Raw genomic sequence first — 25,020 nt, 5'->3', positions numbered from 1 at the left:
TCGCTGCCGCAGCTTCGGTGCATGGTTTAGCCCCGTTACATCTTCCGCGCAGGCCGACTCGACCAGTGAGCTATTACGCTTTCTTTAAATGATGGCTGCTTCTAAGCCAACATCCTGGCTGTCTGTGCCTTCCCACATCGTTTCCCACTTAACCATGACTTTGGGACCTTAGCTGGCGGTCTGGGTTGTTTCCCTCTTCACGACGGACGTTAGCACCCGCCGTGTGTCTCCCGTGATAACATTCTTCGGTATTCGTAGTTTGCATCGGGTTGGTAAGTCGGGATGACCCCCTAGCCGAAACAGTGCTCTACCCCCGAAGATGAATTCACGAGGCGCTACCTAAATAGCTTTCGGGGAGAACCAGCTATCTCCCGGTTTGATTGGCCTTTCACCCCCAGCCACAAGTCATCCGCTAATTTTTCAACATTAGTCGGTTCGGTCCTCCAGTTAGTGTTACCCAACCTTCAACCTGCCCATGGCTAGATCACCGGGTTTCGGGTCTATACCCTGCAACTTAACGCCCAGTTAAGACTCGGTTTCCCTGCGGCTCCCCTATACGGTTAACCTTGCTACAGAATATAAGTCGCTGACCCATTATACAAAAGGTACGCAGTCACACCATAAAGGTGCTCCCACTGCTTGTACGTACACGGTTTCAGGTTCTTTTTCACTCCCCTCGCCGGGGTTCTTTTCGCCTTTCCCTCACGGTACTGGTTCACTATCGGTCAGTCAGGAGTATTTAGCCTTGGAGGATGGTCCCCCCATATTCAGACAGGATACCACGTGTCCCGCCCTACTCTTCGAGTTCACAACCTGTGCATTTTGGTGTACGGGACTATCACCCTGTACCGTCGGACTTTCCAGACCGTTCCACTAACACACAAGCTGATTCAGACTCTGGGCTGCTCCCCGTTCGCTCGCCGCTACTGGGGGAATCTCGGTTGATTTCTTTTCCTCGGGGTACTTAGATGTTTCAGTTCCCCCGGTTCGCCTCGTTAACCTATGTATTCAGTTAACGATAGTGCAACGAATTGCACTGGGTTTCCCCATTCGGACATCGCCGGTTATAACGGTTCATATCACCTTACCGACGCTTTTCGCAGATTAGCACGTCCTTCATCGCCTCTGACTGCCAGGGCATCCACCGTGTACGCTTAGTCGCTTAACCTCACAACCCGAAGATGTTTCGTAAAACATCATCGTGTCGCGAAAATTTGAGAGACTCGAACACACATTAACTGTGTGTCGTTTCAATTTTCAGCTTGATCCAGATTTTTAAAGAGCAAAACTTCGCAGTGCACCTTTTCAGGTTCACTCTGAAGTTTTCTTGTGTTTGCAGTAAAGATGGTGGAGCTATGCGGGATCGAACCGCAGACCTCCTGCGTGCAAAGCAGGCGCTCTCCCAGCTGAGCTATAGCCCCATCGTTTGCAACCTCTTCAAATTTGCTTCGCAAATTTGGTAGGCCTGAGTGGACTTGAACCACCGACCTCACCCTTATCAGGGGTGCGCTCTAACCACCTGAGCTACAAGCCTGTAGAGGTTTTTACTGCTGTTTTTCATCAGACAATCTGTGTGGACACTACAAAGGCAGGTTCTTTAAGGTAAGGAGGTGATCCAACCGCAGGTTCCCCTACGGTTACCTTGTTACGACTTCACCCCAGTCATGAATCACAAAGTGGTAAGCGCCCTCCCGAAGGTTAAGCTACCTACTTCTTTTGCAACCCACTCCCATGGTGTGACGGGCGGTGTGTACAAGGCCCGGGAACGTATTCACCGTAGCATTCTGATCTACGATTACTAGCGATTCCGACTTCATGGAGTCGAGTTGCAGACTCCAATCCGGACTACGACATACTTTATGAGGTCCGCTTGCTCTCGCGAGGTCGCTTCTCTTTGTATATGCCATTGTAGCACGTGTGTAGCCCTGGTCGTAAGGGCCATGATGACTTGACGTCATCCCCACCTTCCTCCAGTTTATCACTGGCAGTCTCCTTTGAGTTCCCGGCCTAACCGCTGGCAACAAAGGATAAGGGTTGCGCTCGTTGCGGGACTTAACCCAACATTTCACAACACGAGCTGACGACAGCCATGCAGCACCTGTCTCACAGTTCCCGAAGGCACCAATCCATCTCTGGAAAGTTCTGTGGATGTCAAGACCAGGTAAGGTTCTTCGCGTTGCATCGAATTAAACCACATGCTCCACCGCTTGTGCGGGCCCCCGTCAATTCATTTGAGTTTTAACCTTGCGGCCGTACTCCCCAGGCGGTCGATTTAACGCGTTAGCTCCGGAAGCCACGCCTCAAGGGCACAACCTCCAAATCGACATCGTTTACAGCGTGGACTACCAGGGTATCTAATCCTGTTTGCTCCCCACGCTTTCGCACCTGAGCGTCAGTCTTTGTCCAGGGGGCCGCCTTCGCCACCGGTATTCCTCCAGATCTCTACGCATTTCACCGCTACACCTGGAATTCTACCCCCCTCTACAAGACTCTAGCCTGCCAGTTTCGAATGCAGTTCCCAGGTTGAGCCCGGGGATTTCACATCCGACTTGACAGACCGCCTGCGTGCGCTTTACGCCCAGTAATTCCGATTAACGCTTGCACCCTCCGTATTACCGCGGCTGCTGGCACGGAGTTAGCCGGTGCTTCTTCTGCGGGTAACGTCAATCGATGAGGTTATTAACCTCACCGCCTTCCTCCCCGCTGAAAGTGCTTTACAACCCGAAGGCCTTCTTCACACACGCGGCATGGCTGCATCAGGCTTGCGCCCATTGTGCAATATTCCCCACTGCTGCCTCCCGTAGGAGTCTGGACCGTGTCTCAGTTCCAGTGTGGCTGGTCATCCTCTCAGACCAGCTAGGGATCGTCGCCTAGGTGAGCCGTTACCCCACCTACCAGCTAATCCCATCTGGGCACATCTGATGGCATGAGGCCCGAAGGTCCCCCACTTTGGTCTTGCGACGTTATGCGGTATTAGCTACCGTTTCCAGTAGTTATCCCCCTCCATCAGGCAGTTTCCCAGACATTACTCACCCGTCCGCCGCTCGTCACCCGAGAGCAAGCTCTCTGTGCTACCGCTCGACTTGCATGTGTTAGGCCTGCCGCCAGCGTTCAATCTGAGCCATGATCAAACTCTTCAATTTAAGTTTGATGCTCGTGAATTAAACTTCGTAATGAATTACGTATGTTCACTCAGAGACTTGGTATTCATTTATTGTCCGAAGACATTAAGAATCCATGTCACTTTGAGTGCCCACACAGATTGTCTGATAAATTGTTAAAGAGCAGTTGCGACGCGCTTTAGCGCTCTGTCGCGAGGTGGCGTATATTACGCTTTCCTCTTTCAGAGTCAACCCTGAATTTCAGGATTTTTCTCTTCAACCGAACTGGCTGTTTGTGTGAAGTGATTCACATCCGCCGTGTCGATGGAGGCGCATTATAGGGAGTTCTCGAGCGCCTGCAATAGAAAAATGGCAGAAAAATGACTGACTGCTGCATTCCCCAGCAAAACCCCGCTTTATACCCTTTTACACACAGAATTATCCACAGAAGCGCGATGAAAGGGCGACAAAAGCCCGGTGGGTCAGCTTCTATATAAAGAAGAAACGGTGGCTGAAAGAGAAAGATAAAAATTCGCGAGCGTTGCGCAAACGTTTTCGTTACAATGCCGCGCTATGACACGGATGCCCGGTTGGGTGCGTTAGGTGAGTTTTTAGGCAAAAACTCACCTAACGCTCTCTGTAATGTTCAAATCCTGGGGATTTAATACCATGCAACAACGTCGTCCAGTCCGCCGCGCTCTGCTCAGTGTTTCTGACAAGGCCGGTATCGTCGAATTCGCGCAGGCGCTTTCCGCTCGTGGTGTCGAGCTGCTGTCCACCGGCGGCACCGCCCGCCTGCTGGCAGATAAAGGCCTGCCGGTTACCGAAGTCTCTGACTACACCGGTTTCCCGGAAATGATGGATGGACGCGTGAAGACCCTGCATCCGAAAGTACACGGCGGCATCCTCGGTCGTCGCGGTCAGGATGACGGTATCATGCAGCAGCACGGTATTGCGCCTATCGATATGGTGGTCGTTAACCTTTACCCGTTTGCCCAGACCGTCGCTCGTGAAGGATGCTCGCTGGAAGACGCGGTGGAAAACATTGATATCGGCGGCCCGACTATGGTGCGCTCCGCAGCGAAGAACCATAAAGACGTCGCTATCGTAGTGAAGAGCAGCGACTATGACGCCATCATTAATGAGATGGACGCCAACGAAGGCTCCCTGACGCTGAACACCCGCTTCGATCTCGCCATTAAAGCCTTCGAACACACCGCAGCTTACGACAGCATGATCGCTAACTACTTCGGCAGCATGGTTCCGGCCTATCACGGCGAAAGCAAAGAAGCCGCTGGCCGCTTCCCGCGCACCCTGAATCTGAACTTCATTAAGAAGCAGGATATGCGCTACGGCGAAAACAGTCACCAGCAGGCTGCCTTCTATATAGAAGAGAATGTCAAAGAAGCTTCCGTGGCAACCGCTACCCAGCTGCAGGGTAAAGCGCTCTCCTATAACAACATTGCCGATACCGATGCGGCGCTGGAGTGCGTGAAAGAGTTCAATGAGCCAGCCTGCGTGATCGTCAAGCACGCTAACCCATGCGGCGTTGCCGTCAGCGACTCGATTCTCGACGCCTACGATCGCGCATACAAAACCGACCCAACCTCCGCGTTCGGCGGCATCATCGCCTTTAACCGCGAGCTGGATGCAGAAACCGCGCAGGCGATCATCTCTCGCCAGTTCGTCGAAGTGATCATCGCGCCGTCCGCCAGCGAAGAAGCGCTGAAGATCACCGCCGCGAAACAGAACGTCCGCGTACTGGTCTGTGGCCAGTGGGATACTCGCGTTGCCGGCCTCGATTTCAAACGTGTCAATGGCGGCCTGCTGGTTCAGGACCGCGATCTCGGCATGGTCACCGCGGGCGAACTGCGCGTAGTCAGCAAACGTCAGCCAAGCGAGCAGGAACTGCGCGATGCGCTGTTCTGCTGGAAAGTAGCGAAATTCGTCAAATCCAACGCCATCGTCTATGCCAAAGACAATATGACCATCGGGATAGGCGCCGGTCAGATGAGCCGCGTCTACTCAGCGAAAATTGCCGGGATTAAAGCCGGTGACGAAGGTCTGGAAGTGAAAGGTTCCGCCATGGCCTCTGACGCCTTCTTCCCGTTCCGCGACGGCATTGATGCCGCAGCCGCAGTGGGCATCACCTGTGTGATCCAGCCGGGCGGCTCTATCCGCGACGACGAAGTGATTGCTGCCGCTGACGAACATGGTATCGCCATGATCTTCACCGACATGCGCCACTTCCGCCATTAATTCACGGAGCTACAGATGAAAGTATTAGTAATCGGCAACGGCGGGCGTGAGCACGCGCTGGCCTGGAAAGCGGCCCAGTCGCCGCTGATTGATACCGTCTACGTCGCGCCGGGCAACGCAGGTACCGCCCTGGAGCCGGCGCTGCAAAACGTCGCCATCGGCGTCACCGATATTCCGGCGCTGCTTCGCTTTGCGCAGGATGAGAACATCGATCTGACCATCGTTGGCCCGGAAGCGCCGCTGGTCATTGGCGTGGTTGACGCGTTTCGTGCCGCAGGGCTGACCATCTTTGGGCCAACCGAAGGCGCCGCGCAGCTGGAAGGCTCAAAAGCCTTCACCAAAGATTTCCTCGCCCGTCATCATATCCCGACGGCGGAATACCAGAACTTCACCGAGGTCGAGCCTGCGCTGGCTTATCTGCGGGAGAAAGGCGCGCCGATCGTCATCAAAGCCGACGGTCTGGCGGCAGGTAAAGGCGTTATCGTGGCGATGACCCTTGAGGAAGCCGAAGCGGCGGTCGAAGATATGCTGGCCGGCAACGCCTTTGGCGATGCTGGCCACCGTATCGTGATTGAAGAGTTCCTCGATGGCGAAGAGGCCAGCTTTATTGTGATGGTCGACGGCGAGCACGTCCTGCCGATGGCCACCAGCCAGGATCACAAACGCGTCGGCAACGGCGATACCGGCCCGAACACCGGTGGGATGGGCGCTTATTCTCCGGCGCCGGTCGTGACTGATGAAGTCCATCAGCGCACCATGGAGCGGATTATCTGGCCAACCGTGAAAGGCATGGCCGCTGAAGGCAATACCTATACCGGTTTTCTGTATGCCGGTCTGATGATCGACAAACAGGGTAACCCGAAGGTAATTGAGTTCAACTGCCGCTTTGGCGATCCGGAAACCCAGCCGATCATGCTGCGCATGAAGTCCGACCTGGTAGATCTGTGCCTCGCCGCCTGCGCGGGCAAACTGGACGAGAAAACCTCCGAGTGGGATGACCGCGCGTCGCTGGGTGTGGTGGTTGCCGCCGGCGGCTATCCGGGCAATTACAACACGGGTGATGAGATCTTCGGCCTGCCGCAGCAGGAAGCGGCAGATGGTAAAGTCTTCCATGCCGGCACCAAACTGGCAGACGACCAGCGCGTCGTCACCAACGGCGGGCGCGTGCTGTGCGTGACCGCGCTGGGTGAAACCGTGGCGCAGGCGCAGCAGCGCGCCTATCAACTGCTGACCGATATTCGCTGGGACGGCAGCTTTAGCCGTAACGATATCGGCTGGCGCGCCATCGAACGTGAAAAAGCTAACGGCTAAGTTTTGCCAGCAGCGTTTTCCGCGTAATGCCTAACTGACGGGCGGCTTCAGTTTTGTTGCCGCCCGTTTTTTCCAGCGCCGCCAGAATCACCTCTTTTTCAACTTCCACTAACGGCTGAATCAGCGCGTTCTCGCTACCACCCGACGGCAACGGCGTGCCCGCTATCGCCAGCGGCAGTTCTCGTTCGGAGATATAGTTTCCGGTCAGCAGCACCACCGCCCGCTCCACCGCGTTTTCCAGTTCACGGATATTACCCGGCCAGGGGTAGTGGATCAGCAGATCCATCGCCTGCGGCGTAAACCCCTGCACCGTTTTGCGATTGCGTTCGGCATAGCGCTTAAGAAAGTGTTGCGCCAGTAGAGGAATGTCTTCCCGGCGCTGACGCAGCGGCGGCATATCAATGGTCACGACGTTCAGGCGATAATAGAGATCCTGGCGAAAGCGCCCGGCGCTCACCTCCTCCGCCAGATTACGATGGGTAGCGGCAATCAGCCGCACATCAACGGCAAGCGTCTGGTTACTGCCAACGCGCTGCACCTCGCGTTCCTGAATCGCCCGCAGCAGACGCACCTGCATCAGCGGTGAGATATCACCAATTTCATCAAGGAACAGCGTGCCGCCATCCGCCTCGACAAAACGCCCTTCCCGCCGCCGATCCGCCCCGGTAAACGCCCCTTTTTCATGACCGAACAGCTCGGACTCCAGCAGCGACTCATTCAGCGCCGCGCAGTTTAGCGTCACCAGCGGCTTCTCGCGGCGTTCGCTGCAGGCGTGAATGGCGCGCGCCACCAGTTCTTTACCGGTTCCCGATTCGCCGCAGATCAGCACCGTCGCATCCGAGGGCGCCACCAGCGTAATATTGTTGATAAGCGCCTGCATTGCCGGGCTATCGCCAATCATTCCCCATCGTAATTCTGTCGCGCCGCTGAAATCGCCCTCGCTCTGCCGGGTGTGTGCCAGCGCCTGAACCAGCGTCTGCTGTAGGGTGTCAAAATCCAGCGGTTTGACCAGATAATCCAGCGCCCCGGACTTAATGGCCTCCACCGCCGTGCCGACGCTGGAAAACGCCGTCATGATCAGCACCGGTATCGCCGGGTTATAGGCTTTTATCTCTTTTAACGTCGCGATACCGTCCAGCTCCGCCATACGGATATCGCACAGCACCAGGTCGAAGACCTGGTGATGGATCTGCTCCAGCGCCTGCAGGCCGTTGTGAGCTAATGCCACCTGATAGCCCCAGCCGCGTAGCAGCGCCTGCAGGATCGTGCAGTGGCTGACGTCATCATCGACAACCAGAATCTGTACTTTATCGCTGCTCATCTTCCCTCCGTTGAGCATCTACTGGTAGCCAAAGCGTAAATATCGCTCCGGCTCCCGGCTGACTTTCGGCGCGGATCGTCCCGCCATGTTGTTCGATAATATTCTGTACCACCGCCAGCCCCAGCCCTGTGCCGTCCGCCTTGGTGGTGAAATAAGGAGTGAAGATGGCCTGCAGCTCTTCATCGCTCATCCCCTTACCGCTATCCTTGACGACAATTTTCACACGTTGCCGATCGGCTTCGCTTGCCGATACGTGAATGACGCCGTCGCGGCCAATAGCCTGCATCGCATTCAGATACAGATTCAACAGCACCTGGTTCAGACGGTCGGGGTCGGCTTTAATCGAGGTTAATTCAGGGCGCGGAGTAAATTGCAGTTCGATCCCGCGACTCTGCGCATCCTGGCTTACCAGCTGCAATGAGTGATGGATAAGCGCGTTAATATCGACCGGCTGGTAGTTTAAATGGGCAGGGCGAACCAGCTCCAGCAGTTCGCTGACGACCCGGTTCAGGCGGTCGGCCTCTTTCGCCATCACCAGCGCTAACTCCTGCGCCTCGCCGCCCGGCGGCGTACGCTCGGCAAAATACTTTGCCAGTCCTTTAATCGAAGAGAGCGGGTTGCGGATCTCATGCGCGACGCCAGCCGCCAGATGCCCAAGGGCCATCAGTTTTTCTTTGCGGGCCATCGCCTCCTGTAGCTGCTGACGTGAACGACGGTAGCGGCGGAACCAGAACTGAGCGAGGATCGTCGCGACGATGACCAGCGCCGCGGCCACCAGCATGATCATCATGTTACGCTGGCCGCGGGCCTGCGCCGCATCCAGCTCGCGGCTATCAAAGGCGATAAAAATCACCTGTGGAACATTGGGCTGAGCCAGCGCGCTGTTGCAGCGCTTCATCATCCCCATATGATGGCCGCGAGAAGGATTGAGCGGGCGGAACTGGCGATAGATCTCCAGCGCCGGCTGCGGTTCGCTAAGCCGGCGCCAGCGGGCCTGTTCGCTCACGTGGAGTTCGCGCATCTGCGCCGGACTGTACAGCGCGTTATCCACCTGTTGCGGATCGCTATGGGCGATGATTTTACCGTTTTCATCGGTCACCGCGAACCACAGCACTCCAGGCTGCCAGGCCATCTCTTCCAGCAGGGCCTGCAGCTGCGCATGATGCATACGCATCCCCATCCCGACGCGCGTGCCAGACTCCAGCGCGCGGATCAGCACGCTCCCCTTCTCCTCAATGGTTTGTCGGGCGGCGGTCGTCTCACGACCGTAGTCGCGGACGATCATTACGGAGAACAGCATGACCAACAGCACCATTGCGCCGGTCAGCAGCCAGCTCAGGGCGTCCGCAGCGGCGTGCCGGGAGAAAGGTTTGATCTTCATCGGTGAGTCCTTGTCATATCCTTTTTGCTTTCTGCAGGATCCTTCAGCAGAAATCATGCCATTTTCCCACGCCGTCAATCCTGTTCTCAAACATATCGCCTGCGGTTTAGCGAGTAAAAATGACCCACCTGACCCGCCAGGAACGGGTCATTTTTACTCACCTTCCCCATCGGCTCCTCCGGCAGGCCCGTACGGGCGGGCTTTTTCAGGCTGGCATGGAAGATGCAGTAACGAGAGAAACCACACAGGAGATAATGCTATGAAACGGAACCGTAACTTACCTCTCACCCTCGTCACCCTTGCCGTACTGACCTTTGGCAGCAACGCGGCCTGGGCCAACCATCACTGGGGCAATAACACCGGGATGGGCAATCAGGGTTACAGCCAGCTGACCCAGGAGCAGCAGGCTACCGCGCAAAAGCTGCATAACGATTACGCTGCGCAAACCAGCGCCCTGCGCCAGCAGCTGCAGTCCAAACGCTATGAGTACAATGCGCTGCTCACGACGCAAAAGCCGGACAGTGGAAAGATTGAAGCTGTCGCTCAGGAGATGGAAGGCTTACGCCAGAAGCTGGATCAGCAGCGGGTGAAGTTTGATGTCGCCCTGGCTGAGGCGGGCGTTCCCCGTGGCGCAGGAATGGGATACAACGGCTGCCGCGGTAACGGCGGTGGTCATAGGGGCATGAACCACTGGTAATCGTTAGAAGCTTTTTTCTGTCGGCTGCCAGGTGCAGAAGTTTTCATTGGCGACCAGCAATAGTTGAGAGCCTTCAGACGCCTCCAGCCAGGCGATGCTCACCGCGGCGGAGGAATGACTCTGGCGACGTTCAATATGCGCCAGGGCCCGGCTATCGAGGTCAGGCTTCACCGTCTGACCTTCGCAGGTCAACACGGTATGCGCGGCAGCGTTCCAGCGCCCCTGACGCAGGACGACGCGTCCCTGCCGGAGAGCATCGCTGGTCTGGCGGATCTGCTCGGCGCGATAACGATACAGTGCGACCTGGTCGCTGGAGAGCTGTTGCTTCTGCCCGTCGACTTCCCGCTGCATAAAGCTGAGATCGCCCTGCGCGTCGAAGCGGGCGCGAATATGTTCCGGCGGCTTACCGTAGACATTGAGTTCGATAAACGTCAATTGATCGCCCTGCCAGCGATATTCACTGGTCGAGGTATCCCCGTGACGCCACGGGCTGAAAGCGGCGAGAAGATGGACTTCATCACCTGAATCTTTACGCCAGATACGCATCGCCCCCTGATTATCCGCATAACCGCTGGCGGTAAACGGTGGAAGCGAGGCGTCGTGGCTGCAGGCAGTCAGCAACAGGATGCCCGCCAGCGCCAGAGGCCGGCGCCAGACAGACAAAAGGGGCTTAATAGCCCCTTCGATAAAACTGTTCACTGCCACGCGGTCTTACTTAACTGCGTCTTTCAGTGCTTTGCCAGAAACAAATGCCGGCACGTTAGCTGCAGCGATTTTGATCTCTTTACCGGTCTGCGGGTTGCGGCCAGTACGCTCAGCGCGGTGGTTCACTTTGAAGGTACCGAAACCAACCAGTTGAACAGCATCACCTTCTTTCAGAGACTCAGTAATTGCAGCCAGGGTAGATTCCAGGGCAGCTTTAGCCTGTGCTTTGGACAGGTCAGCTTTGTCCGCAATTACATCAATCAGTTGAGTCTTGTTCATAAGTTATCCTTACAATGTGTTTATCGCTTGCTAAGCATCGAGTGCGACGGAAATGCCAAAAAAGCACCCTCCTGCATACACGCACCGATAGCCACTTTTTTTCGCCCTCCAAATGTAGACCAGACGGGGGGCGGAATGGAAGCCTTCAGACGCTACAATTCAGGCGGTAAATCACGTTTTCTGGTCTCACTGCTGAAAATTTATACCAATATTGCTCTCACCGGCCTCACGCAGGTCCGCGCGCAGACCTTTTATCAGCTCAAGGTCACGCTCTTCGCAGTCGGCCAGCAGGCGGAAAATTTCCCACTGAATATCCCATTCCTGCTCTACCGCCGGGTTCGCTTTCAGCTCTTCATCGGTCATTTCGCGACCGGCCTGGGTCATTTCCAGCATCGCCACGCTGGTGATGGATGTCTTGCTCACCTCAATCGCGTGCTCAAGTGTTTCACCGCTCAGACGCGAATGGATCAGTTCGCTCAACGCCACGCAGGCGTCTATAGCCGGGTAAACACCGTACAGGTCGAAATCATCTGCCGCCGGGATGGCCTCTTCCAGCTTCTCCAGCTGACTGTCGAAATTCACCTTCGCATCTTTAACCGTCAGCGTTTCCCAGATCAGGTCCAGGATACGACGGTACAGCTGGCCGTCGCCGAACTCGGTTTGCTTGCAGAACATGGCGTAGTTAGGGTACATACGCTCGCACAGGCAAGCCATAAAGGTGACATGCTGCCAGCTTTCCAGCTTCTCCAGGCGCAGGTGAATCGGGTTTTGTAACATGATGAATTCTCGAAGTCAGAAATTAGGCGCAGTGTACCTGAATCAGCCGTGATTTGCTTGCCAACGCACAAACGACGGACGACGGGACGCCACCGCATCGGCCCAGCGCGTCGGCTCGGGGAGACGATAGCCTCGCATGCAGCGTTCAACCCACATTAAGGCGCTGTCCATGCCCACCCGGTGACCGGTGCTAATAAACAGCGGGTTGCAGCGCACTTTGCTGCGCCAGACCCAGGCCAGTTGCTCATTTTTATCCATCAGCGGGGCCAGTGCGCCGGGCTCATCACCCAGTTCGCCGATTTTTCCGCACAGCCGTTTTTTCGCCACCCCGATGGTCGGCACGTCAATCATCAGACCAAAATGGCTGGCGACGCCGAGCCGCCGGGGATGGGAGATACCGTGGCCGTCGACGAAGAGCAGGTCCGGTTTTTGCGAAAGCTGCTCCCACGCCGCCAGCAGCGCAGGTGTTTCGCGAAACGAGAGAAAGCCGGGAATATAGGGCATGGTGGTGGCGACGCGCGCCACCTGATACTCCACCAGCTCAAGCTCAGGCCAGGTCAGCAGCACCATCGCAGCCCGGGTCACTTCCCCTTCCTGCTCAAACCCGACATCCGCGCCGCCGATCAACGCCGGCGGGTCGCGATCCAGTCGATCCGCTCGCTCGACCGACGCGGCTAACTGTTGTTGTTGGGTACGTAGCGCGGCTAAATCCATACGGCTTATCTCCTATTGATGATAGGGTGTGGAAAGACGATGCACCGCCTCAACAAAGACGCCCGCATGCTGCGGGTCGACATCCTGATGGATGCCGTGACCAAGGTTAAAGACATGACCTTCGCCCTGGCCGAAGCCGGCGAGAATAGTCGCCACTTCCTCTTCAATACGCGGGGCTGGCGCATACAGCATCGACGGGTCCATATTGCCCTGGAGCGCCACTTTGTGACCTACACGACGGCGAGCATCAGCGATATCGGTGGTCCAGTCGAGCCCCAGCGCGTCACAGCCGGTCTCCGCCATCGCTTCCAGCCACTGGCCACCGCCTTTGGTGAACAGGGTCACCGGCACGCGGCGGCCTTCGTTCTCCCGCAGCAGGCCATCGACAATTTTATGCATGTAGTAGAGCGAGAACTGCTGATAGTCGCGACCGGTCAGCACCCCGCCCCAGGTGTCGAAAATCATCACCGACTGCGCGCCGGCTTTGATCTGCGCGTTGAGGTACAAGGTGACGCTTTTCGCCAGCTTCTCCAGCAGCGCATGCAGCGCCTGCGGTTCGGCGTACATCATCTTTTTGATCACGGTGAACGCTTTGCTGCTGCCGCCTTCCACCATGTAGGTCGCCAGCGTCCAGGGGCTACCGGAGAAGCCGATCAGCGGCACTTCGCCTTTCAGTTCGCGGCGAATGGTACGCACGGCGTTCATGACATAGCCCAGTTCCTGCTCCGGATCCGGGATTGGCAGCTTGTCGACGTCGGCTTTGCTTTTTATCGGCGAGGTGAAGCGCGGACCTTCGCCAGCTTCAAAGTACAGCCCCAGACCCATGGCGTCCGGGATCGTCAGGATGTCCGAAAAGAGGATCGCCGCATCCAGCGGGTAACGGCGCAGCGGCTGGAGCGTCACTTCGCAGGCCAGCTCGGCATTTTTACACAGCGACATAAAGTCGCCCGCTTGCGCACGGGTGGCTTTGTACTCCGGTAAATAGCGGCCCGCCTGGCGCATCATCCACACCGGGGTGACATCAACCGGCTGACGCAGCAGCGCGCGCAGGTAACGATCGTTTTTCAGTTCGGTCATTTTTACATTCCTTTAGCGTTGATGCGCCCAGTGTAACATGTCACTCGAACTCTGCCCGACACATCGCCACCGTATCTTCGATAAGCCGACGCGCCACCGTGCCCGGCGGTGGCAGGAGCGGTAGATTGTCATAGCGGTACCAGTCCGCGGTCAGCAGCTCTTTTTTGTCGACCACGATATCGCCATCCGCGTAATCCGCCATAAAGGCGGTCATCAGCGACTGCGGAAACGGCCACGGCTGAGAGGTCACATAGCGCAGGTTTTTCACCTTGATGCCGCTCTCCTCCATCACCTCGCGGGCCACTGCCTGCTCAAGGGTTTCACCCACTTCGACAAACCCGGCCAGCACGGTGTGCACGCCGTTACGATGGCGGGTATGTTGCGCCAACAGGATCGAATCATCGCGACGGATAGCGACGATAATGCAGGGGGCAATTTGCGGGTAATAGCGTTCACGGCAGTGGCTGCACAGCATCGCCCATTCGCTTTTGCTGGCATGCATCGGATGGCCACAGTAGCCGCAAAATTTATGCGATCGATAAAATTCGGCGAGCTGGATCCCTCGCCCCGCCAGCTGGAAGAGACCCGGATCCTGATCCAGAACCTGGCGTAACGATCCCATGTCATGGCGGCGATCCTGGCGCACCATCCAGACGGACTCGCCCTGCCACTCGCCAATATGCAGCGCATGCTGTCCGACAAGATCGAAATTAACCGCTTCGCCATGTGGTAATTCTCCACCAGGCAACCATAATTTTTGTTCGTGACTGACAACCCACCAGCCGCGATCTAATTTTTCAATAATACGATCCATATCTATTGCACTACCTTTGCTTCACTGGCATGTTGTTAACATTATATTTACATTTTGGTGAGCAGATTTAAATCAAAACTAGCGGAGTCAATCATGCTAAACCAGCTGGAAAATCTGACGGAGCGCGTTGGCGGTAGTAATGAACTGGTCGATCGCTGGCTACAAGTGCGTAAGCATCTGCTCGTGGCTTACTACAATCTGGTTGGCCTGAAACCGGGCAAAGAGTCATTTATGCGGCTAAACGAAAAGGCGCTGGATGACTTTTGCCAAAGTCTGGTGGATTACCTCTCATCCGGTCATTTTAGTATTTATGAACGCATTATTGGCGAAATGGAAGGCGATACCCCACTTTTAGCCGCCACCCGGCTTTATCCACAGCTGGAAGCCAATACCCAGCAGATGATGGACTACTACGATACCTGCCTCGAAAACGCTATCGATCACGATAACTACCTTGAATTTCAGCAGGCGCTGTCGGATATCGGCGAGTCGCTGGAAGCACGTTTCGCGCTGGAGGATAAACTGATCGCCCTCGCCGTCGCGCATAATCTGAGCAACGACGTGCGCGATAATATTGCGCCGACCGCTTGAGTTGTGCGCAATTAACGAGTAGTTTACCTCCATTCCCCCTCTCCGGAGGGGACGTCATCTTGTCGGAGTGCCTATTTTCCATGCGCTGGCTAAAGTGGAAAAGGCTGAGACCGTTAATTCGGGATCCGCGGAACCTGATCAGGCTAATACCTGCGAAGGGAACAAGAGTAAACTGCTGGTCGCACCTGTCCGTTCTGGATCGGTCGCATCTGTTACTCCATCCGTCGTCTGACAAGCCATCTCCTTTTTTAACTGGAATGCGCTATGTCTACTACCAAACTCACCCGTCGGGAACAACGCGAGCACGCGCAGCGATTCATTGATACGCTGGCAGGTACCGCTTTTCCCAATTCACGCCGCATCTACGTTCACGGCTCACAAGCGGATATCCGCGTCCCGATGCGTGAAATTGAGCTCAGCCCGACCCTCGTCGGCGGCGATAAAGATAACCCCCGGTACGAAGCCAATGAACCGATCCCGGTATATGACACCTCCGGCCCTTATGGCGACCCGGATATTGGCATTGATGTCCGCCAGGGGCTGGCAAAGCTGCGCCAGCCGTGGATCGACGCGCGTAACGACTGCGCGCCGCTCAGCGAACGCAGCTCGGCCTATACCAAAGCGCGGCTGGCCGATGACGGTCTCGATGAGCTGCGCTTCAGCGGCCTGCTGACGCCCAAACGCGCCGTCGCCGGGAAATGCGTTACCCAACTGCACTACGCCCGCCAGGGGATCGTCACCCCGGAGATGGAGTTCATCGCCATTCGCGAAAACATGGGTCGCGAACGTATCCGCAGCGAGGTTCTGCGCCAGCAGCATGCCGGGGAAGGCTTCGGTGCCCGCCTGCCGGAAAACATTACCCCCGAGTTCGTCCGCGATGAAGTTGCCGCCGGACGCGCCATCATCCCCGCCAACATCAACCACCCGGAATCTGAGCCGATGATTATCGGCCGCAATTTCCTGGTGAAAGTGAATGCCAATATCGGCAACTCGGCGGTGACCTCTTCCATCGAAGAGGAGGTGGAAAAACTGGTCTGGTCAACCCGCTGGGGCGCCGACACGGTGATGGACCTCTCCACCGGCCGCTATATCCACGAAACCCGCGAGTGGATCCTGCGCAACAGCCCGGTGCCGATTGGTACCGTTCCGATTTACCAGGCGCTGGAGAAGGTCAACGGCATTGCCGAGAACCTGACCTGGGAAGCCTTCCGCGATACCCTGCTGGAACAGGCCGAACAGGGCGTCGACTACTTCACGATTCACGCCGGCGTACTGCTGCGCTACGTGCCGATGACCGCGAAGCGCCTGACAGGTATCGTGTCGCGCGGTGGTTCCATCATGGCCAAATGGTGCCTGTCGCACCATCAGGAAAACTTCCTCTACCAGCACTTCCGCGAAATCTGTGAAATCTGCGCCGCCTATGACGTGTCGCTGTCCCTCGGCGATGGTCTGCGCCCCGGCTCGATCCAGGACGCCAACGACGAGGCGCAGTTCGCCGAGCTGCATACGCTGGGCGAACTGACGAAAATCGCCTGGGAGTATGACGTGCAGGTGATGATTGAAGGCCCCGGCCACGTGCCGATGCAGATGATCCGCCGCAATATGACCGAAGAGCTGGAGCATTGCCACGAAGCGCCATTCTACACCTTAGGCCCGCTCACCACCGACATCGCGCCGGGCTATGATCATTTCACTTCCGGTATCGGCGCGGCGATGATCGGCTGGTTTGGCTGCGCGATGCTGTGCTACGTCACGCCAAAAGAGCATCTCGGCCTGCCCAACAAAGAGGATGTGAAACAGGGGCTGATTACCTACAAAATCGCCGCCCACGCCGCCGACCTCGCGAAAGGCCACCCCGGGGCGCAGATCCGCGACAACGCGATGTCCAAAGCGCGTTTCGAATTCCGCTGGGAAGACCAGTTCAACCTCGCGCTCGACCCCTTCACCGCGCGGGCCTATCACGATGAAACCCTGCCGCAGGAGTCCGGCAAGGTCGCCCATTTCTGCTCCATGTGCGGGCCGAAATTCTGTTCGATGAAAATCACCCAGGAAGTCCGCGACTACGCCGCGAAGCAAAATATCGAAGCTGGCATGGCCGATATGTCGCATCACTTCCGCGCCCGTGGCGGCGAAATCTACCTGAAACAGGAGGAAGCCTGATGTATCAACCTGATTTTCCACCCGTCCCATTTCGTCTTGGACTCTACCCGGTGGTTGACAGCGTGGCGTGGATTGAGCGCCTGCTGGAGGCGGGAGTGCGTACTCTTCAACTGCGCATCAAAGACCAACGTGACAGCGACGTGGAGGATGACGTGATCGCCGCCATCGCCCTTGGCCGCCGCTATCACGCCCGGTTGTTCATTAACGATTACTGGCAGCTGGCGATTAAGCATCAGGCCTACGGGGTACACCTGGGGCAAGAAGATCTGGAAACCACCGATCTGAGCGCTATCCGCAAAGCCGGACTGCGTCTGGGCGTCTCTACTCACGACGATATGGAAATTGATGTCGCGCTGGCGGCGCGCCCCTCTTACATCGCGCTGGGCCACGTCTTCCCGACGCAAACCAAACAGATGCCTTCCGCGCCGCAGGGACTCGACCAGCTAGCCAGACATATTCAACGCCTGGCGGATTACCCCACCGTCGCGATCGGTGGAATTAGTCTTGAAAAGGCTCCGGCGGTGCTGGCGACCGGCGTCGGCAGCATCGCGGTGGTCAGCGCTATTACCCAGGCGGCGGACTGGCGGGCAGCGACAGACCAGCTGCTGGCGCTGGCGGGAGCAGGCGATGAATGATCACGACTTTATGCGCTATAGCCGCCAGCTGCTGCTGGAGGATATTGCCATCGAGGGTCAGCAGAAGCTGTTAGCCAGCCGGGTGCTGATTATCGGCCTTGGCGGGCTGGGCTCCCCGGCGGCGCTCTATCTTACCGGAGCGGGCGTCGGGACGCTGACCCTGGCCGATGACGACGCCGTGCATCTCAGCAACCTGCAGCGGCAGATCCTGTTCACCAGCGAAGATATCGACCGGCCAAAAGCCGCGGCGGCAAAGACCCGGCTCAGTCAGCTAAACCCGCAGATCAAACTGGTTGCGCTCCAGCAACGTCTGAGCGGCGAGGCGCTGCGCGCTGAGGTGGCGAAAGCGGACGTGGTGCTGGACTGCACCGATAACATGGTGACCCGCCAGGCAATCAACGCCGCCTGTGTGGCCCTCGACACCCCGTTAGTGACCGCCAGCGCCGTCGGCTTCGGCGGTCAGTTGATGGTGCTCACTCCCCCCTGGGCGCAGGGCTGCTATCGCTGCCTGTGGCCGGATAGCGACGAACCGCAGCGCAACTGCCGCACCGCGGGGATCGTCGGCCCGGTCGTCGGCATGATGGGCACGCTGCAGGCGCTGGAGGCGATTAAGCTGCTCAGCGGCATGACGACGCCGCGTAATACCCTGCGGCTGTTCGACGCCCGCACCAGCAACTGGCGTAATCTGGCGCTACAGCGCTCCCGAAATTGCCCGGTGTGCGGAGGGCGGCATGCAGATTTGGTTTAACGACGAGCCGCTGGCATGTGCCGACAATCTCAGCGTCAGCGCCCTACTGACCCAGCTCGAACAGCTGCAGCCGGGCGTTGCGCTGGCGCTTAATCAACACATCCTGCCGCGCGACCGGTGGGAAGATCATCTCTTACAGGAAGGCGATCGGATCCTGCTTTTTCAGGTTATCGCTGGAGGCTGACATGTTACGTATTGCAGACAAAACGTTTGAATCCCATCTTTTTACCGGTACCGGCAAATTCGCCGCCCCGGAGGTGATGGTTGAGGCGATTCGCGCCTCGGGAAGCCAGCTGGTGACGCTGGCGATGAAGCGCGTCGATTTACGCCAGAACAATGACGCGATTCTCGCGCCGCTGCTGGCGGCGGGCGTTAACCTGCTGCCGAATACCTCAGGCGCCAAGACGGCGGAAGAGGCGGTGTTTGCCGCCCGCCTGGCGCGGGAAGCCCTGGGCACCCACTGGCTGAAGCTGGAGATCCACCCGGATGCCCGCTGGCTGCTGCCTGACCCGATTGAAACCCTGAAGGCGGCGGAGCTGCTGGTGCGCGAAGGGTTCGTCGTCCTGCCCTACTGTGGCGCCGATCCGGTGCTGTGTAAACGGCTGGAAGAGGCTGGCTGCGCGGCGGTGATGCCGCTGGGTGCGCCGATCGGCTCCAATCAGGGGCTGGAAACCAGGGCTATGCTGGAGATTATTATCGAACAGGCGACGGTACCGGTGGTGGTTGATGCCGGGATCGGCGTGCCGAGCCATGCGGCGCAGGCGCTGGAGATGGGCGCAGATGCGGTGCTGGTCAATACCGCCATTGCCGTCGCCGACGACCCCGTGACCATGGCCCGCGCCTTCCGTATGGCAGTCGATGCCGGATTACTGGCGCGTCAGGCCGGACCGGGGGCACGCAGTACGCAGGCGCAGGCCACCAGCCCGCTGACCGGATTCCTGGAGGCGCTGGCATGAAAACCTTCAGCGATCGCTGGCGGGAGCTGGAGTGGGACGACATCCGCCTGCGCATCAACAGCAAAACCGCCGCAGACGTCGAACGGGCGCTGGCGGCCAAACAGCTCACCCGTGACGACATGATGGCCCTGCTTTCACCGGCGGCGGTCAACTATCTTGAACCGCTGGCCCAGCGTGCGCAGCGGCTCACCCGGCAACGCTTCGGCAATACCGTCAGCTTTTACGTACCACTGTATCTCTCCAACCTGTGCGCCAATGACTGCACCTACTGCGGCTTCTCAATGAGCAATCGCATTAAGCGCAAGACGCTGGATGCCGCCGAGATTGCCCGCGAGTGCGCCGCGATCCGCGACCTGGGCTTTGAGCATCTGCTGCTGGTGACCGGCGAGCATCAGGGCAAGGTGGGAATGGATTATTTCCGCCAGCACCTGCCGGCTATCCGCAGCCAGTTTGCCTCGCTGCATATGGAGGTGCAGCCGCTGGCGACCGAAGAGTATGCCGAGCTGAAAACGCTGGGGCTCGACGGGGTAATGGTCTATCAGGAGACCTACCATGAAAGCATGTATGCCCAGCACCATCTGAAAGGGAAAAAACAGGATTTCTTCTGGCGGCTGGATACACCGGATCGCCTGGGCGAGGCGGGGATCGATAAGATCGGCCTCGGCGCGTTGATTGGTCTTTCCGACAGCTGGCGGGTGGACTGCTTTATGGTCGCCGAGCACCTGCTGTGGCTGCAGCAGCGCTACTGGCGCAGCCGCTACTCGGTCTCCTTCCCGCGCCTGCGTCCCTGCGCCGGCGGTATTGAACCAGCTTCGCTGATGGATGAGCGCCAGCTGGTGCAGACCATTTGCGCCTTCCGCCTGCTGGCGCCGGAGGTTGAGCTGTCGCTTTCAACCCGTGAATCACCCTGGTTCCGCGACCGGGTGATCCCGCTGGCGATCAATAACGTCAGCGCCTTCTCTAAAACGCAGCCCGGCGGCTACGCCGACGATCATCCGGAGCTCGAGCAATTTGCCCCACATGACGATCGCCGCCCTGAAGAGGTCGCCAGCGCACTAGCCGCCCGTGGCCTGCAGCCGGTATGGAAAGACTGGGACAGCTGGCTGGGACGCGCCTCGCAATCATCATGAAGTATGTTGCAAGCCGCTGATTATTTTGCGTGCCTGCACGAGAGATGAAAAACGGGGAGTCGCCCGATTGCCGCCGTTTTTCTATTCTGCCCGGGTCAGCAGCGGACGCTGACCAGGGCGAACGTTTTCTTCCTCATTTTCGCCCTGCCTCTCCGCGCTGCGCGAGGGCCGATTCATTATCGACGAATATAAATCACGATAGATGAAGGCCTCAGAGTTATAATTGAGCAATAGTTAACTGATTCGATCGGCAGGCTCGCTGACACAAGCTGCGTTCGGACCCTTGGTTTATACATCCGGGACGATTAACGATTCATGGCGCTACACAACAGAAAACTCTCTTTTACGACACCAATCGTCGTGGGGTTTGCCGGCATTTTGCTCAGTTTCATGCTGATTGCTACTTTTGTCACCCTGGCACAGCGGAAAGATTTTCTCGAAGATTATCACGATATTAACCGCAACTTTACCCACAACCTGGCCATCAACTATACGGAAACGCTGCTGCGGGAAAATGATTTTATCCTCGGCCGCGCGGCCACCTTCTTTGCCCGTAATGACGAACTGAACCGCGCGGTGAACGTTGATCCGGAGAAAGGGTTAACCACGCTAATGCAGTTACAGAACATGATGCCAAGCGTCTCATCCATCTCGCTGGCGGATACCGAGGGCCACTATCTGCGCGCCCCGGAAGTACTGAAAAATGAAGACAGCCTGGCTTTCGACCCCAAAACGCGGCCCTGGTTTATCAAACAGGCAGAAGCCAGCACCTTCAGCCACTACACCAGCCCGTATATGGACTTTTTCACCCACCATCCGACGATTACCATTTTCAAACCCATCATTACTCCGGAGGGTAAACTCAAGGGCAGCCTGGCTTTTCATCTAGATCTCACCTCCATGGGGTTCGCGCTACGGCAGATGGTCGCCCCCGTACAGGGGGAATTTTTTGTGGTGCAGCGGGATGGCAAAGTTGTCCTGCACTCCGACCCGGGCGCGCTGTTTAAACCCTTCGTCAGCGACGAACTGATGGATAAAATGACCAGCGGAGAGGGGCAGCTTTACGATGTCAGGAGCGATACCTGGTATTACTACTACTCCTTTACCAATCCCGACTGGTTCGTGATTTACCGTGTCGATAACGCCACCCTGATCAATCTGACGCGCCATGAGACAAACTTAGTGATCGGCGGTTTCTCACTCGCGGCGATTATCATCCTCTTGTTCGGCCTTTATCTGCGTCATGCTTCCCGTACCGTGCTGATGAATATCATCAATGCGATTAAAACCGGCGACGTCAAACGCGCTCCGCGCCTTGAGGCAATGCTGAGTAAAGCCATTGAAACCAACAAACAGCGTGAACTGACCTACGTTCGCCAGGCCACCATCGACGCCCTCACTGGCTGCAAAAACCGCCGCGCCTTCGACAGCGATATCGCCGCGCTGATGAACGATCACCAACCTTTCGCCCTTGCCCTGGTCGATATCGATAACTTCAAATCGATCAACGACACCTGGGGACACCTCAACGGCGATATCGTCCTGCGCAACGTCGCCCGCGAGGGGCTGCAGGTCCTCCAGCCGCTGGAGATTTCCCTTTATCGCTACGGCGGTGAAGAGTTCGCGGTGGTCTTTCCTGCCGAACACATCGATAACGCCCGAACGCTACTGGAAACATGGCGGGTCAACGTCGAACGGCGTACCTGGCGCGAAGATGGCCTGACGGTCACCTTTAGCGCCGGACTGGGGGAATGGAATATGGAGCCGCTGGATAAGCTGGTGGTGAGCGTCGATGAGGCACTTTACAAAGCCAAGCAACAAGGTAAAAACCGCATCCTCCGCGCGTGAGACAACAGGACGCGGCCGCCCACTTCGGTGGGCTTTTTTATTTTTATCGGCAAAAATGAAACCGGTTTCAATTTTTGTGTGATGACTTACACACAATCACGGTAAAGCGGTTGTCGCATCGCCAGGGCCGCGATAAAGATAAGACATCACGGAACACAAGGGCCACTGACTATGAAGAATATCGTTTTGTGCTGTGCCGCCGGTATGTCCACCAGCATGCTGGTTCAGCGTATGCAAGATGCCGCGCAGAAAAAAGGTGTTGAGGTTTCTATCAAGGCCGTCCCGGTCGCCGAGTTTAAAGATAACCTGGCCGCCGCCGACATTATTTTGCTCGGCCCGCAGGTGAAATATGAGCAGGCGAAACTGCAGGCGCTGGCCGATCCATTCGGCAAGAAAGTCGCGGTGATCGATATGATGGACTACGGCATGATGAAAGGCGATGCCGTTCTGGATAAAGCCCTGAAGATGCTGGAGTAATCGATGGAAGATTTAGAAACGATCATCATGGAGCTGTTGGTTAATGCCGGTTCCGCACGTAGCGCGGCGCTCACTGCTCTCCAGTTAGCACGGAAAGGTGACTTTGCGGCAGCCGAGCAGGCCATGGCCGAGTCCCATGAGTTCGTCAAACATGCGCATAAAATCCAGACCCAGCTCATCGGCCTGGATGAAGGCACCGGTAAGCTGCCGGTCAACCTGATCACCGTTCACTCTCAGGACCACCTGATGAACGCCATGGTCATTCAGGATCTGGCGACCGATATGATTGAACTCTATCGTCGTCTGCCGCTCGCGCAGTAATCTCGCGGATTTAACGGGCGCCGCTGCCGGCGCCCGTCCCCTCTCAAAGAAAACCATACATCGCGGCGAATACCCAGCCAAACACGCAGGAGACACCGACGCCGATGAGCCCGGGCAGGATGAAGCTATGGTTAATGACAAAGCGGCCGATATGGGTGGTCCCTGAACGGTCGAACTGGATCGCCGCCAGATCGCTTGGGTAGGTCGGCAGAATATAGTAGCCATAGCAGGCCGGCGCGGAAGCCACGATATAGGCCGGGTCGACGCCGATGGCCAGCGCCACCGGAACAATCGCCGCCAGCGCTGCCGCCTGAGAGTTCACAAACTTCGAAACCAGCAGCAGTACGATGGCGTAAGCCCACGGGTACTCCTTCACCATCTCCCCGAGCACACCTTTAATCTCGGTCATATGCGCGCCGAACATAGTTTCCGCCATCCACGCGATGCCGTATACCGCGACGATAGCGATCATTCCCGAACGGAAAACCTCATTTTTAGAAATCGACGCCGGGTTGGTTTTGGTAATGATGATGATCAATGCCCCGGAGAGCAGCATGAACATCTGGATCACCAGCACCATCGACAGCGGCTTACCGTCGAAGGCCGGACGCAGTTCGGAAAACGCGCCGAGTAAGGCCACCACGGCGATGGAAGCAAGGAAGATCCACATCGCAATCCAGTTGCTGGTCGGCAGCTTTTTATCCAGCAGCGTCGCCGTATCGCCATAGACGTAATGGCGATTTTCCGGTACCGCAATAAACGCCTGGAAGGCTTCGTCTTTATCCAGATCTTTGCCACGGAACCAGCTGAAGATACCAATCGCCAGGATCCCCAGCAGCGTGGACGGAATGGTTATCGCCAGCAGGTCGAGAAATTCCAGGTGTTTACCGTTAAAGGTAAAATTCCCCAGCATCGCCACCAGCGACACCACCGCTACCGAGACCGGGCTGGCGATGATCCCCATCTGGGCACCTATGGAGCTGGCCGCCATCGGACGCTCCGGACGAATGTTATTCTTAATGGTGACATCGTAGATAATCGGCAGGATCGTGTACACCACGTGTCCGGTACCGCAGAGAATGGTCAGCGTGCAGGTGACGAAAGGTGCGACGATCGAGACATATTTCGGGTTGCGCCGCAGCAGCTTCTCGGCAATCTGTAACATAACATCCAGCCCGCCGGACGCCTGTAGCGTCGCCGAAGCGGCCACAACGGCAATGATGACTAACATCACATCAACCGGCGGTTTACCCGGCTGGAGATGGAACACAAAAACAAGGATAACCAAACCGATGCCGCCCAACAGGCCCAGCGCAATACCGCCTTTTCGGGCACCATAAAACAGACAAATTAAGATAATAATGAGTTGTATCGCAAATTCCATGCAGCCCCCAGAGCCTGTCCACTCAGACCAAAAGAAATGACCAACACCTGCCTGCCGGTATTATTTCTGCGTCTTATCGGGAGAAGCATGAGATGCGGCGATCCCTCTCCAGAGCCGTAGCTCCGAAGATAAAGCAGCAGAAGTAATCCCATGATTCATTAGGTATTTTGAATATATCGCCTTTGAATTGATTGTTTTTTGATATGAGTAGAACTTTTACCCATAGATAAACAAAGGTTTTTCCAGTGAACGGGGGATGAATATTTTATATGAATTAATTGCTAAAAATATGCGGCGTTAATATGTCGTAAATGTAATTAAAGAAGAGGGTGAG

The 25,020-nt window shown here is 56.9% G+C and carries 22 protein-coding genes, 2 tRNA genes, 1 rRNA gene, 1 riboswitch and 1 other annotated feature (1 of these 27 cut by a window edge); of the genes, 13 read left to right on the top strand and 12 right to left on the bottom strand.

Going from position 1 to position 25,020, the window contains the following annotated elements; all coding sequences use genetic code 11:
• Nucleotides 1-1,168: a sequence feature (mutual gap in cmsearch alignment for this rRNA model is longer than 100), on the bottom strand; it reaches 1,982 nt to the left of the window's first position.
• A gap of 177 nt (nt 1,169-1,345) precedes the next feature.
• The 3 genes from A1WC_RS24210 to A1WC_RS24220 all read right to left on the bottom strand — a co-directional run bounded on the left by A1WC_RS24210 (nt 1,346) and on the right by A1WC_RS24220 (nt 3,143).
• Nucleotides 1,346-1,421, bottom strand: a tRNA-Ala gene (locus A1WC_RS24210).
• Nucleotides 1,422-1,457: 36 nt separating this feature from the next.
• Nucleotides 1,458-1,534: transfer RNA gene (locus tag A1WC_RS24215), tRNA-Ile, on the bottom strand.
• A gap of 69 nt (nt 1,535-1,603) precedes the next feature.
• Nucleotides 1,604-3,143 (bottom strand): 16S ribosomal RNA (locus A1WC_RS24220).
• A 627-nt stretch (nt 3,144-3,770) separates the two neighbouring features.
• On the opposite strand from A1WC_RS24220, the gene purH reads away from it, so the two are divergent.
• Together purH and purD are read left to right on the top strand one after the other, a co-directional pair.
• A complete protein-coding gene (gene purH / locus A1WC_RS24225) occupies nt 3,771-5,360 on the top strand; it encodes a bifunctional phosphoribosylaminoimidazolecarboxamide formyltransferase/IMP cyclohydrolase (RefSeq protein WP_016160095.1) in 1,590 nt (529 codons plus the stop codon).
• Between the two features lie 15 nt (nt 5,361-5,375).
• Nucleotides 5,376-6,671 (top strand): phosphoribosylamine--glycine ligase, encoded by a 1,296-nt coding sequence (purD, locus tag A1WC_RS24230; RefSeq protein ID WP_016160094.1) that lies wholly within the window; start codon nt 5,376-5,378, stop codon nt 6,669-6,671.
• Here the strand turns inward: purD and zraR are convergent.
• A complete protein-coding gene (gene zraR / locus A1WC_RS24235) occupies nt 6,661-7,992 on the bottom strand; it encodes a sigma-54-dependent response regulator transcription factor ZraR (RefSeq protein WP_016160093.1) in 1,332 nt (443 codons plus the stop codon). The genes purD and zraR overlap by 11 nt on opposite strands.
• Nucleotides 7,979-9,373 (bottom strand): two-component system sensor histidine kinase ZraS, encoded by a 1,395-nt coding sequence (zraS, locus tag A1WC_RS24240; RefSeq protein ID WP_016160092.1) that lies wholly within the window; start codon nt 9,371-9,373, stop codon nt 7,979-7,981. The genes zraR and zraS overlap by 14 nt, the downstream gene beginning before the upstream one ends.
• Nucleotides 9,374-9,632: 259 nt before the next feature.
• On the opposite strand from zraS, the gene zraP reads away from it, so the two are divergent.
• Entirely contained in the window at nt 9,633-10,070 is a 438-nt protein-coding gene (zraP, locus tag A1WC_RS24245) for a zinc resistance sensor/chaperone ZraP (protein WP_012969175.1), read from the top strand.
• A gap of 3 nt (nt 10,071-10,073) precedes the next feature.
• Here the strand turns inward: zraP and A1WC_RS24250 are convergent, their stop codons facing one another.
• From A1WC_RS24250 to nudC, 6 genes are all read right to left on the bottom strand, one after another.
• A complete protein-coding gene (locus A1WC_RS24250; protein ID WP_012969176.1) occupies nt 10,074-10,769 on the bottom strand; it encodes a DUF1481 domain-containing protein in 696 nt (231 codons plus the stop codon).
• A gap of 12 nt (nt 10,770-10,781) precedes the next feature.
• On the bottom strand, nt 10,782-11,054 hold the full coding sequence (gene hupA, locus A1WC_RS24255; RefSeq protein ID WP_002884342.1) for a nucleoid-associated protein HU-alpha: 273 nt from the start codon (nt 11,052-11,054) through the stop codon (nt 10,782-10,784).
• 186 nt (nt 11,055-11,240) lie between these two features.
• A complete protein-coding gene (locus A1WC_RS24260; RefSeq protein ID WP_012543208.1) occupies nt 11,241-11,831 on the bottom strand; it encodes a YjaG family protein in 591 nt (196 codons plus the stop codon).
• A gap of 42 nt (nt 11,832-11,873) precedes the next feature.
• Nucleotides 11,874-12,545 (bottom strand): deoxyribonuclease V, encoded by a 672-nt coding sequence (nfi, locus tag A1WC_RS24265; RefSeq protein ID WP_008807992.1) that lies wholly within the window; start codon nt 12,543-12,545, stop codon nt 11,874-11,876.
• Between the two features lie 12 nt (nt 12,546-12,557).
• On the bottom strand, nt 12,558-13,622 hold the full coding sequence (gene hemE, locus A1WC_RS24270; RefSeq protein ID WP_008807993.1) for a uroporphyrinogen decarboxylase: 1,065 nt from the start codon (nt 13,620-13,622) through the stop codon (nt 12,558-12,560).
• 40 nt (nt 13,623-13,662) lie between these two features.
• On the bottom strand, nt 13,663-14,436 hold the full coding sequence (nudC, locus tag A1WC_RS24275) for an NAD(+) diphosphatase (RefSeq protein ID WP_008807994.1): 774 nt from the start codon (nt 14,434-14,436) through the stop codon (nt 13,663-13,665).
• Nucleotides 14,437-14,529: 93 nt separating this feature from the next.
• Between nudC and A1WC_RS24280 the strand changes: the two genes are divergently transcribed.
• The 10 genes from A1WC_RS24280 (at nt 14,530) to A1WC_RS24325 (ending at nt 23,302) form a co-directional block, all read left to right on the top strand.
• The gene (locus tag A1WC_RS24280; RefSeq protein WP_002884324.1) at nt 14,530-15,027 is read left to right on the top strand and encodes an Rsd/AlgQ family anti-sigma factor; all 498 of its coding nucleotides are present in this window, start codon (nt 14,530-14,532) and stop codon (nt 15,025-15,027) included.
• Nucleotides 15,028-15,080: 53 nt separating this feature from the next.
• Nucleotides 15,081-15,205: riboswitch (TPP riboswitch) on the top strand.
• 86 nt (nt 15,206-15,291) lie between these two features.
• Nucleotides 15,292-17,187, top strand: coding sequence for a phosphomethylpyrimidine synthase ThiC (gene thiC, locus A1WC_RS24285; protein WP_016160091.1), 1,896 nt, complete (start codon nt 15,292-15,294; stop codon nt 17,185-17,187).
• A complete protein-coding gene (gene thiE, locus A1WC_RS24290; RefSeq protein WP_012969179.1) occupies nt 17,187-17,822 on the top strand; it encodes a thiamine phosphate synthase in 636 nt (211 codons plus the stop codon). Before thiC ends, thiE begins: the two co-directional genes overlap by 1 nt.
• Nucleotides 17,815-18,570, top strand: a complete 756-nt coding sequence (thiF, locus tag A1WC_RS24295; protein ID WP_012969180.1) for a thiazole biosynthesis adenylyltransferase ThiF — start codon at nt 17,815-17,817, stop codon at nt 18,568-18,570. The genes thiE and thiF overlap by 8 nt, the downstream gene beginning before the upstream one ends.
• Nucleotides 18,554-18,754, top strand: a complete 201-nt coding sequence (gene thiS, locus A1WC_RS24300; protein WP_008807998.1) for a sulfur carrier protein ThiS — start codon at nt 18,554-18,556, stop codon at nt 18,752-18,754. Before thiF ends, thiS begins: the two co-directional genes overlap by 17 nt.
• A 1-nt stretch (nt 18,755) precedes the next feature.
• Nucleotides 18,756-19,526, top strand: a complete 771-nt coding sequence (gene thiG, locus A1WC_RS24305; protein ID WP_016160090.1) for a thiazole synthase — start codon at nt 18,756-18,758, stop codon at nt 19,524-19,526.
• A complete protein-coding gene (gene thiH, locus A1WC_RS24310) occupies nt 19,523-20,656 on the top strand; it encodes a 2-iminoacetate synthase ThiH (protein ID WP_016160089.1) in 1,134 nt (377 codons plus the stop codon). The genes thiG and thiH overlap by 4 nt, the downstream gene beginning before the upstream one ends.
• A gap of 315 nt (nt 20,657-20,971) precedes the next feature.
• Complete coding sequence (locus A1WC_RS24315) at nt 20,972-22,504, top strand: sensor domain-containing diguanylate cyclase (protein ID WP_012543212.1); 1,533 nt, start codon at nt 20,972-20,974, stop codon at nt 22,502-22,504.
• Nucleotides 22,505-22,675: 171 nt separating this feature from the next.
• The gene (locus tag A1WC_RS24320; RefSeq protein WP_002884150.1) at nt 22,676-22,981 is read left to right on the top strand and encodes a PTS sugar transporter subunit IIB; all 306 of its coding nucleotides are present in this window, start codon (nt 22,676-22,678) and stop codon (nt 22,979-22,981) included.
• A 3-nt stretch (nt 22,982-22,984) separates the two neighbouring features.
• Nucleotides 22,985-23,302 carry a PTS lactose/cellobiose transporter subunit IIA gene (locus tag A1WC_RS24325; protein ID WP_008808002.1) on the top strand — a complete coding sequence of 106 codons (318 nt, stop codon included), beginning with the start codon at nt 22,985-22,987 and terminating at the stop codon, nt 23,300-23,302.
• A 43-nt stretch (nt 23,303-23,345) separates the two neighbouring features.
• Here the strand turns inward: A1WC_RS24325 and dcuB are convergent, their stop codons facing one another.
• Nucleotides 23,346-24,686, bottom strand: a complete 1,341-nt coding sequence (gene dcuB, locus A1WC_RS24330) for an anaerobic C4-dicarboxylate transporter DcuB (RefSeq protein ID WP_016160088.1) — start codon at nt 24,684-24,686, stop codon at nt 23,346-23,348.
• Nucleotides 24,687-25,020 lie beyond the last annotated feature (334 nt).

Origin of the sequence: Klebsiella sp. KTE92, from assembly GCF_000398905.1 — a bacterium.
Classification (GTDB): domain Bacteria; phylum Pseudomonadota; class Gammaproteobacteria; order Enterobacterales; family Enterobacteriaceae; genus Klebsiella; species Klebsiella variicola.
The sequence above is the reverse complement of the archived record's forward strand: the minus strand, read 5'-3'. Positions and strand labels throughout refer to the sequence as shown.

Excerpts from the sequence above, each read along its gene's own strand:
- nudC (WP_008807994.1), bottom strand. The coding sequence starts at position 14,436 with ATGGATCGTATTATTGAAAAATTAGATCGCGGCTGGTGGGTTGTCAGT.
- hupA (WP_002884342.1), bottom strand. The coding sequence starts at position 11,054 with ATGAACAAGACTCAACTGATTGATGTAATTGCGGACAAAGCTGACCTG.
- zraR (WP_016160093.1), bottom strand. The coding sequence starts at position 7,992 with ATGAGCAGCGATAAAGTACAGATTCTGGTTGTCGATGATGACGTCAGC.
- thiC (WP_016160091.1), top strand. The coding sequence starts at position 15,292 with ATGTCTACTACCAAACTCACCCGTCGGGAACAACGCGAGCACGCGCAG.
- thiS (WP_008807998.1), top strand. The coding sequence starts at position 18,554 with ATGCAGATTTGGTTTAACGACGAGCCGCTGGCATGTGCCGACAATCTC.
- purD (WP_016160094.1), top strand. The coding sequence starts at position 5,376 with ATGAAAGTATTAGTAATCGGCAACGGCGGGCGTGAGCACGCGCTGGCC.
- thiF (WP_012969180.1), top strand. The coding sequence starts at position 17,815 with ATGAATGATCACGACTTTATGCGCTATAGCCGCCAGCTGCTGCTGGAG.
- nfi (WP_008807992.1), bottom strand. The coding sequence starts at position 12,545 with ATGGATTTAGCCGCGCTACGTACCCAACAACAACAGTTAGCCGCGTCG.
- thiE (WP_012969179.1), top strand. The coding sequence starts at position 17,187 with ATGTATCAACCTGATTTTCCACCCGTCCCATTTCGTCTTGGACTCTAC.
- purH (WP_016160095.1), top strand. The coding sequence starts at position 3,771 with ATGCAACAACGTCGTCCAGTCCGCCGCGCTCTGCTCAGTGTTTCTGAC.
- A1WC_RS24320 (WP_002884150.1), top strand. The coding sequence starts at position 22,676 with ATGAAGAATATCGTTTTGTGCTGTGCCGCCGGTATGTCCACCAGCATG.
- dcuB (WP_016160088.1), bottom strand. The coding sequence starts at position 24,686 with ATGGAATTTGCGATACAACTCATTATTATCTTAATTTGTCTGTTTTAT.
- zraP (WP_012969175.1), top strand. The coding sequence starts at position 9,633 with ATGAAACGGAACCGTAACTTACCTCTCACCCTCGTCACCCTTGCCGTA.
- zraS (WP_016160092.1), bottom strand. The coding sequence starts at position 9,373 with ATGAAGATCAAACCTTTCTCCCGGCACGCCGCTGCGGACGCCCTGAGC.
- A1WC_RS24325 (WP_008808002.1), top strand. The coding sequence starts at position 22,985 with ATGGAAGATTTAGAAACGATCATCATGGAGCTGTTGGTTAATGCCGGT.
- thiG (WP_016160090.1), top strand. The coding sequence starts at position 18,756 with ATGTTACGTATTGCAGACAAAACGTTTGAATCCCATCTTTTTACCGGT.
- A1WC_RS24315 (WP_012543212.1), top strand. The coding sequence starts at position 20,972 with ATGGCGCTACACAACAGAAAACTCTCTTTTACGACACCAATCGTCGTG.
- thiH (WP_016160089.1), top strand. The coding sequence starts at position 19,523 with ATGAAAACCTTCAGCGATCGCTGGCGGGAGCTGGAGTGGGACGACATC.
- hemE (WP_008807993.1), bottom strand. The coding sequence starts at position 13,622 with ATGACCGAACTGAAAAACGATCGTTACCTGCGCGCGCTGCTGCGTCAG.
- A1WC_RS24260 (WP_012543208.1), bottom strand. The coding sequence starts at position 11,831 with ATGTTACAAAACCCGATTCACCTGCGCCTGGAGAAGCTGGAAAGCTGG.
- A1WC_RS24280 (WP_002884324.1), top strand. The coding sequence starts at position 14,530 with ATGCTAAACCAGCTGGAAAATCTGACGGAGCGCGTTGGCGGTAGTAAT.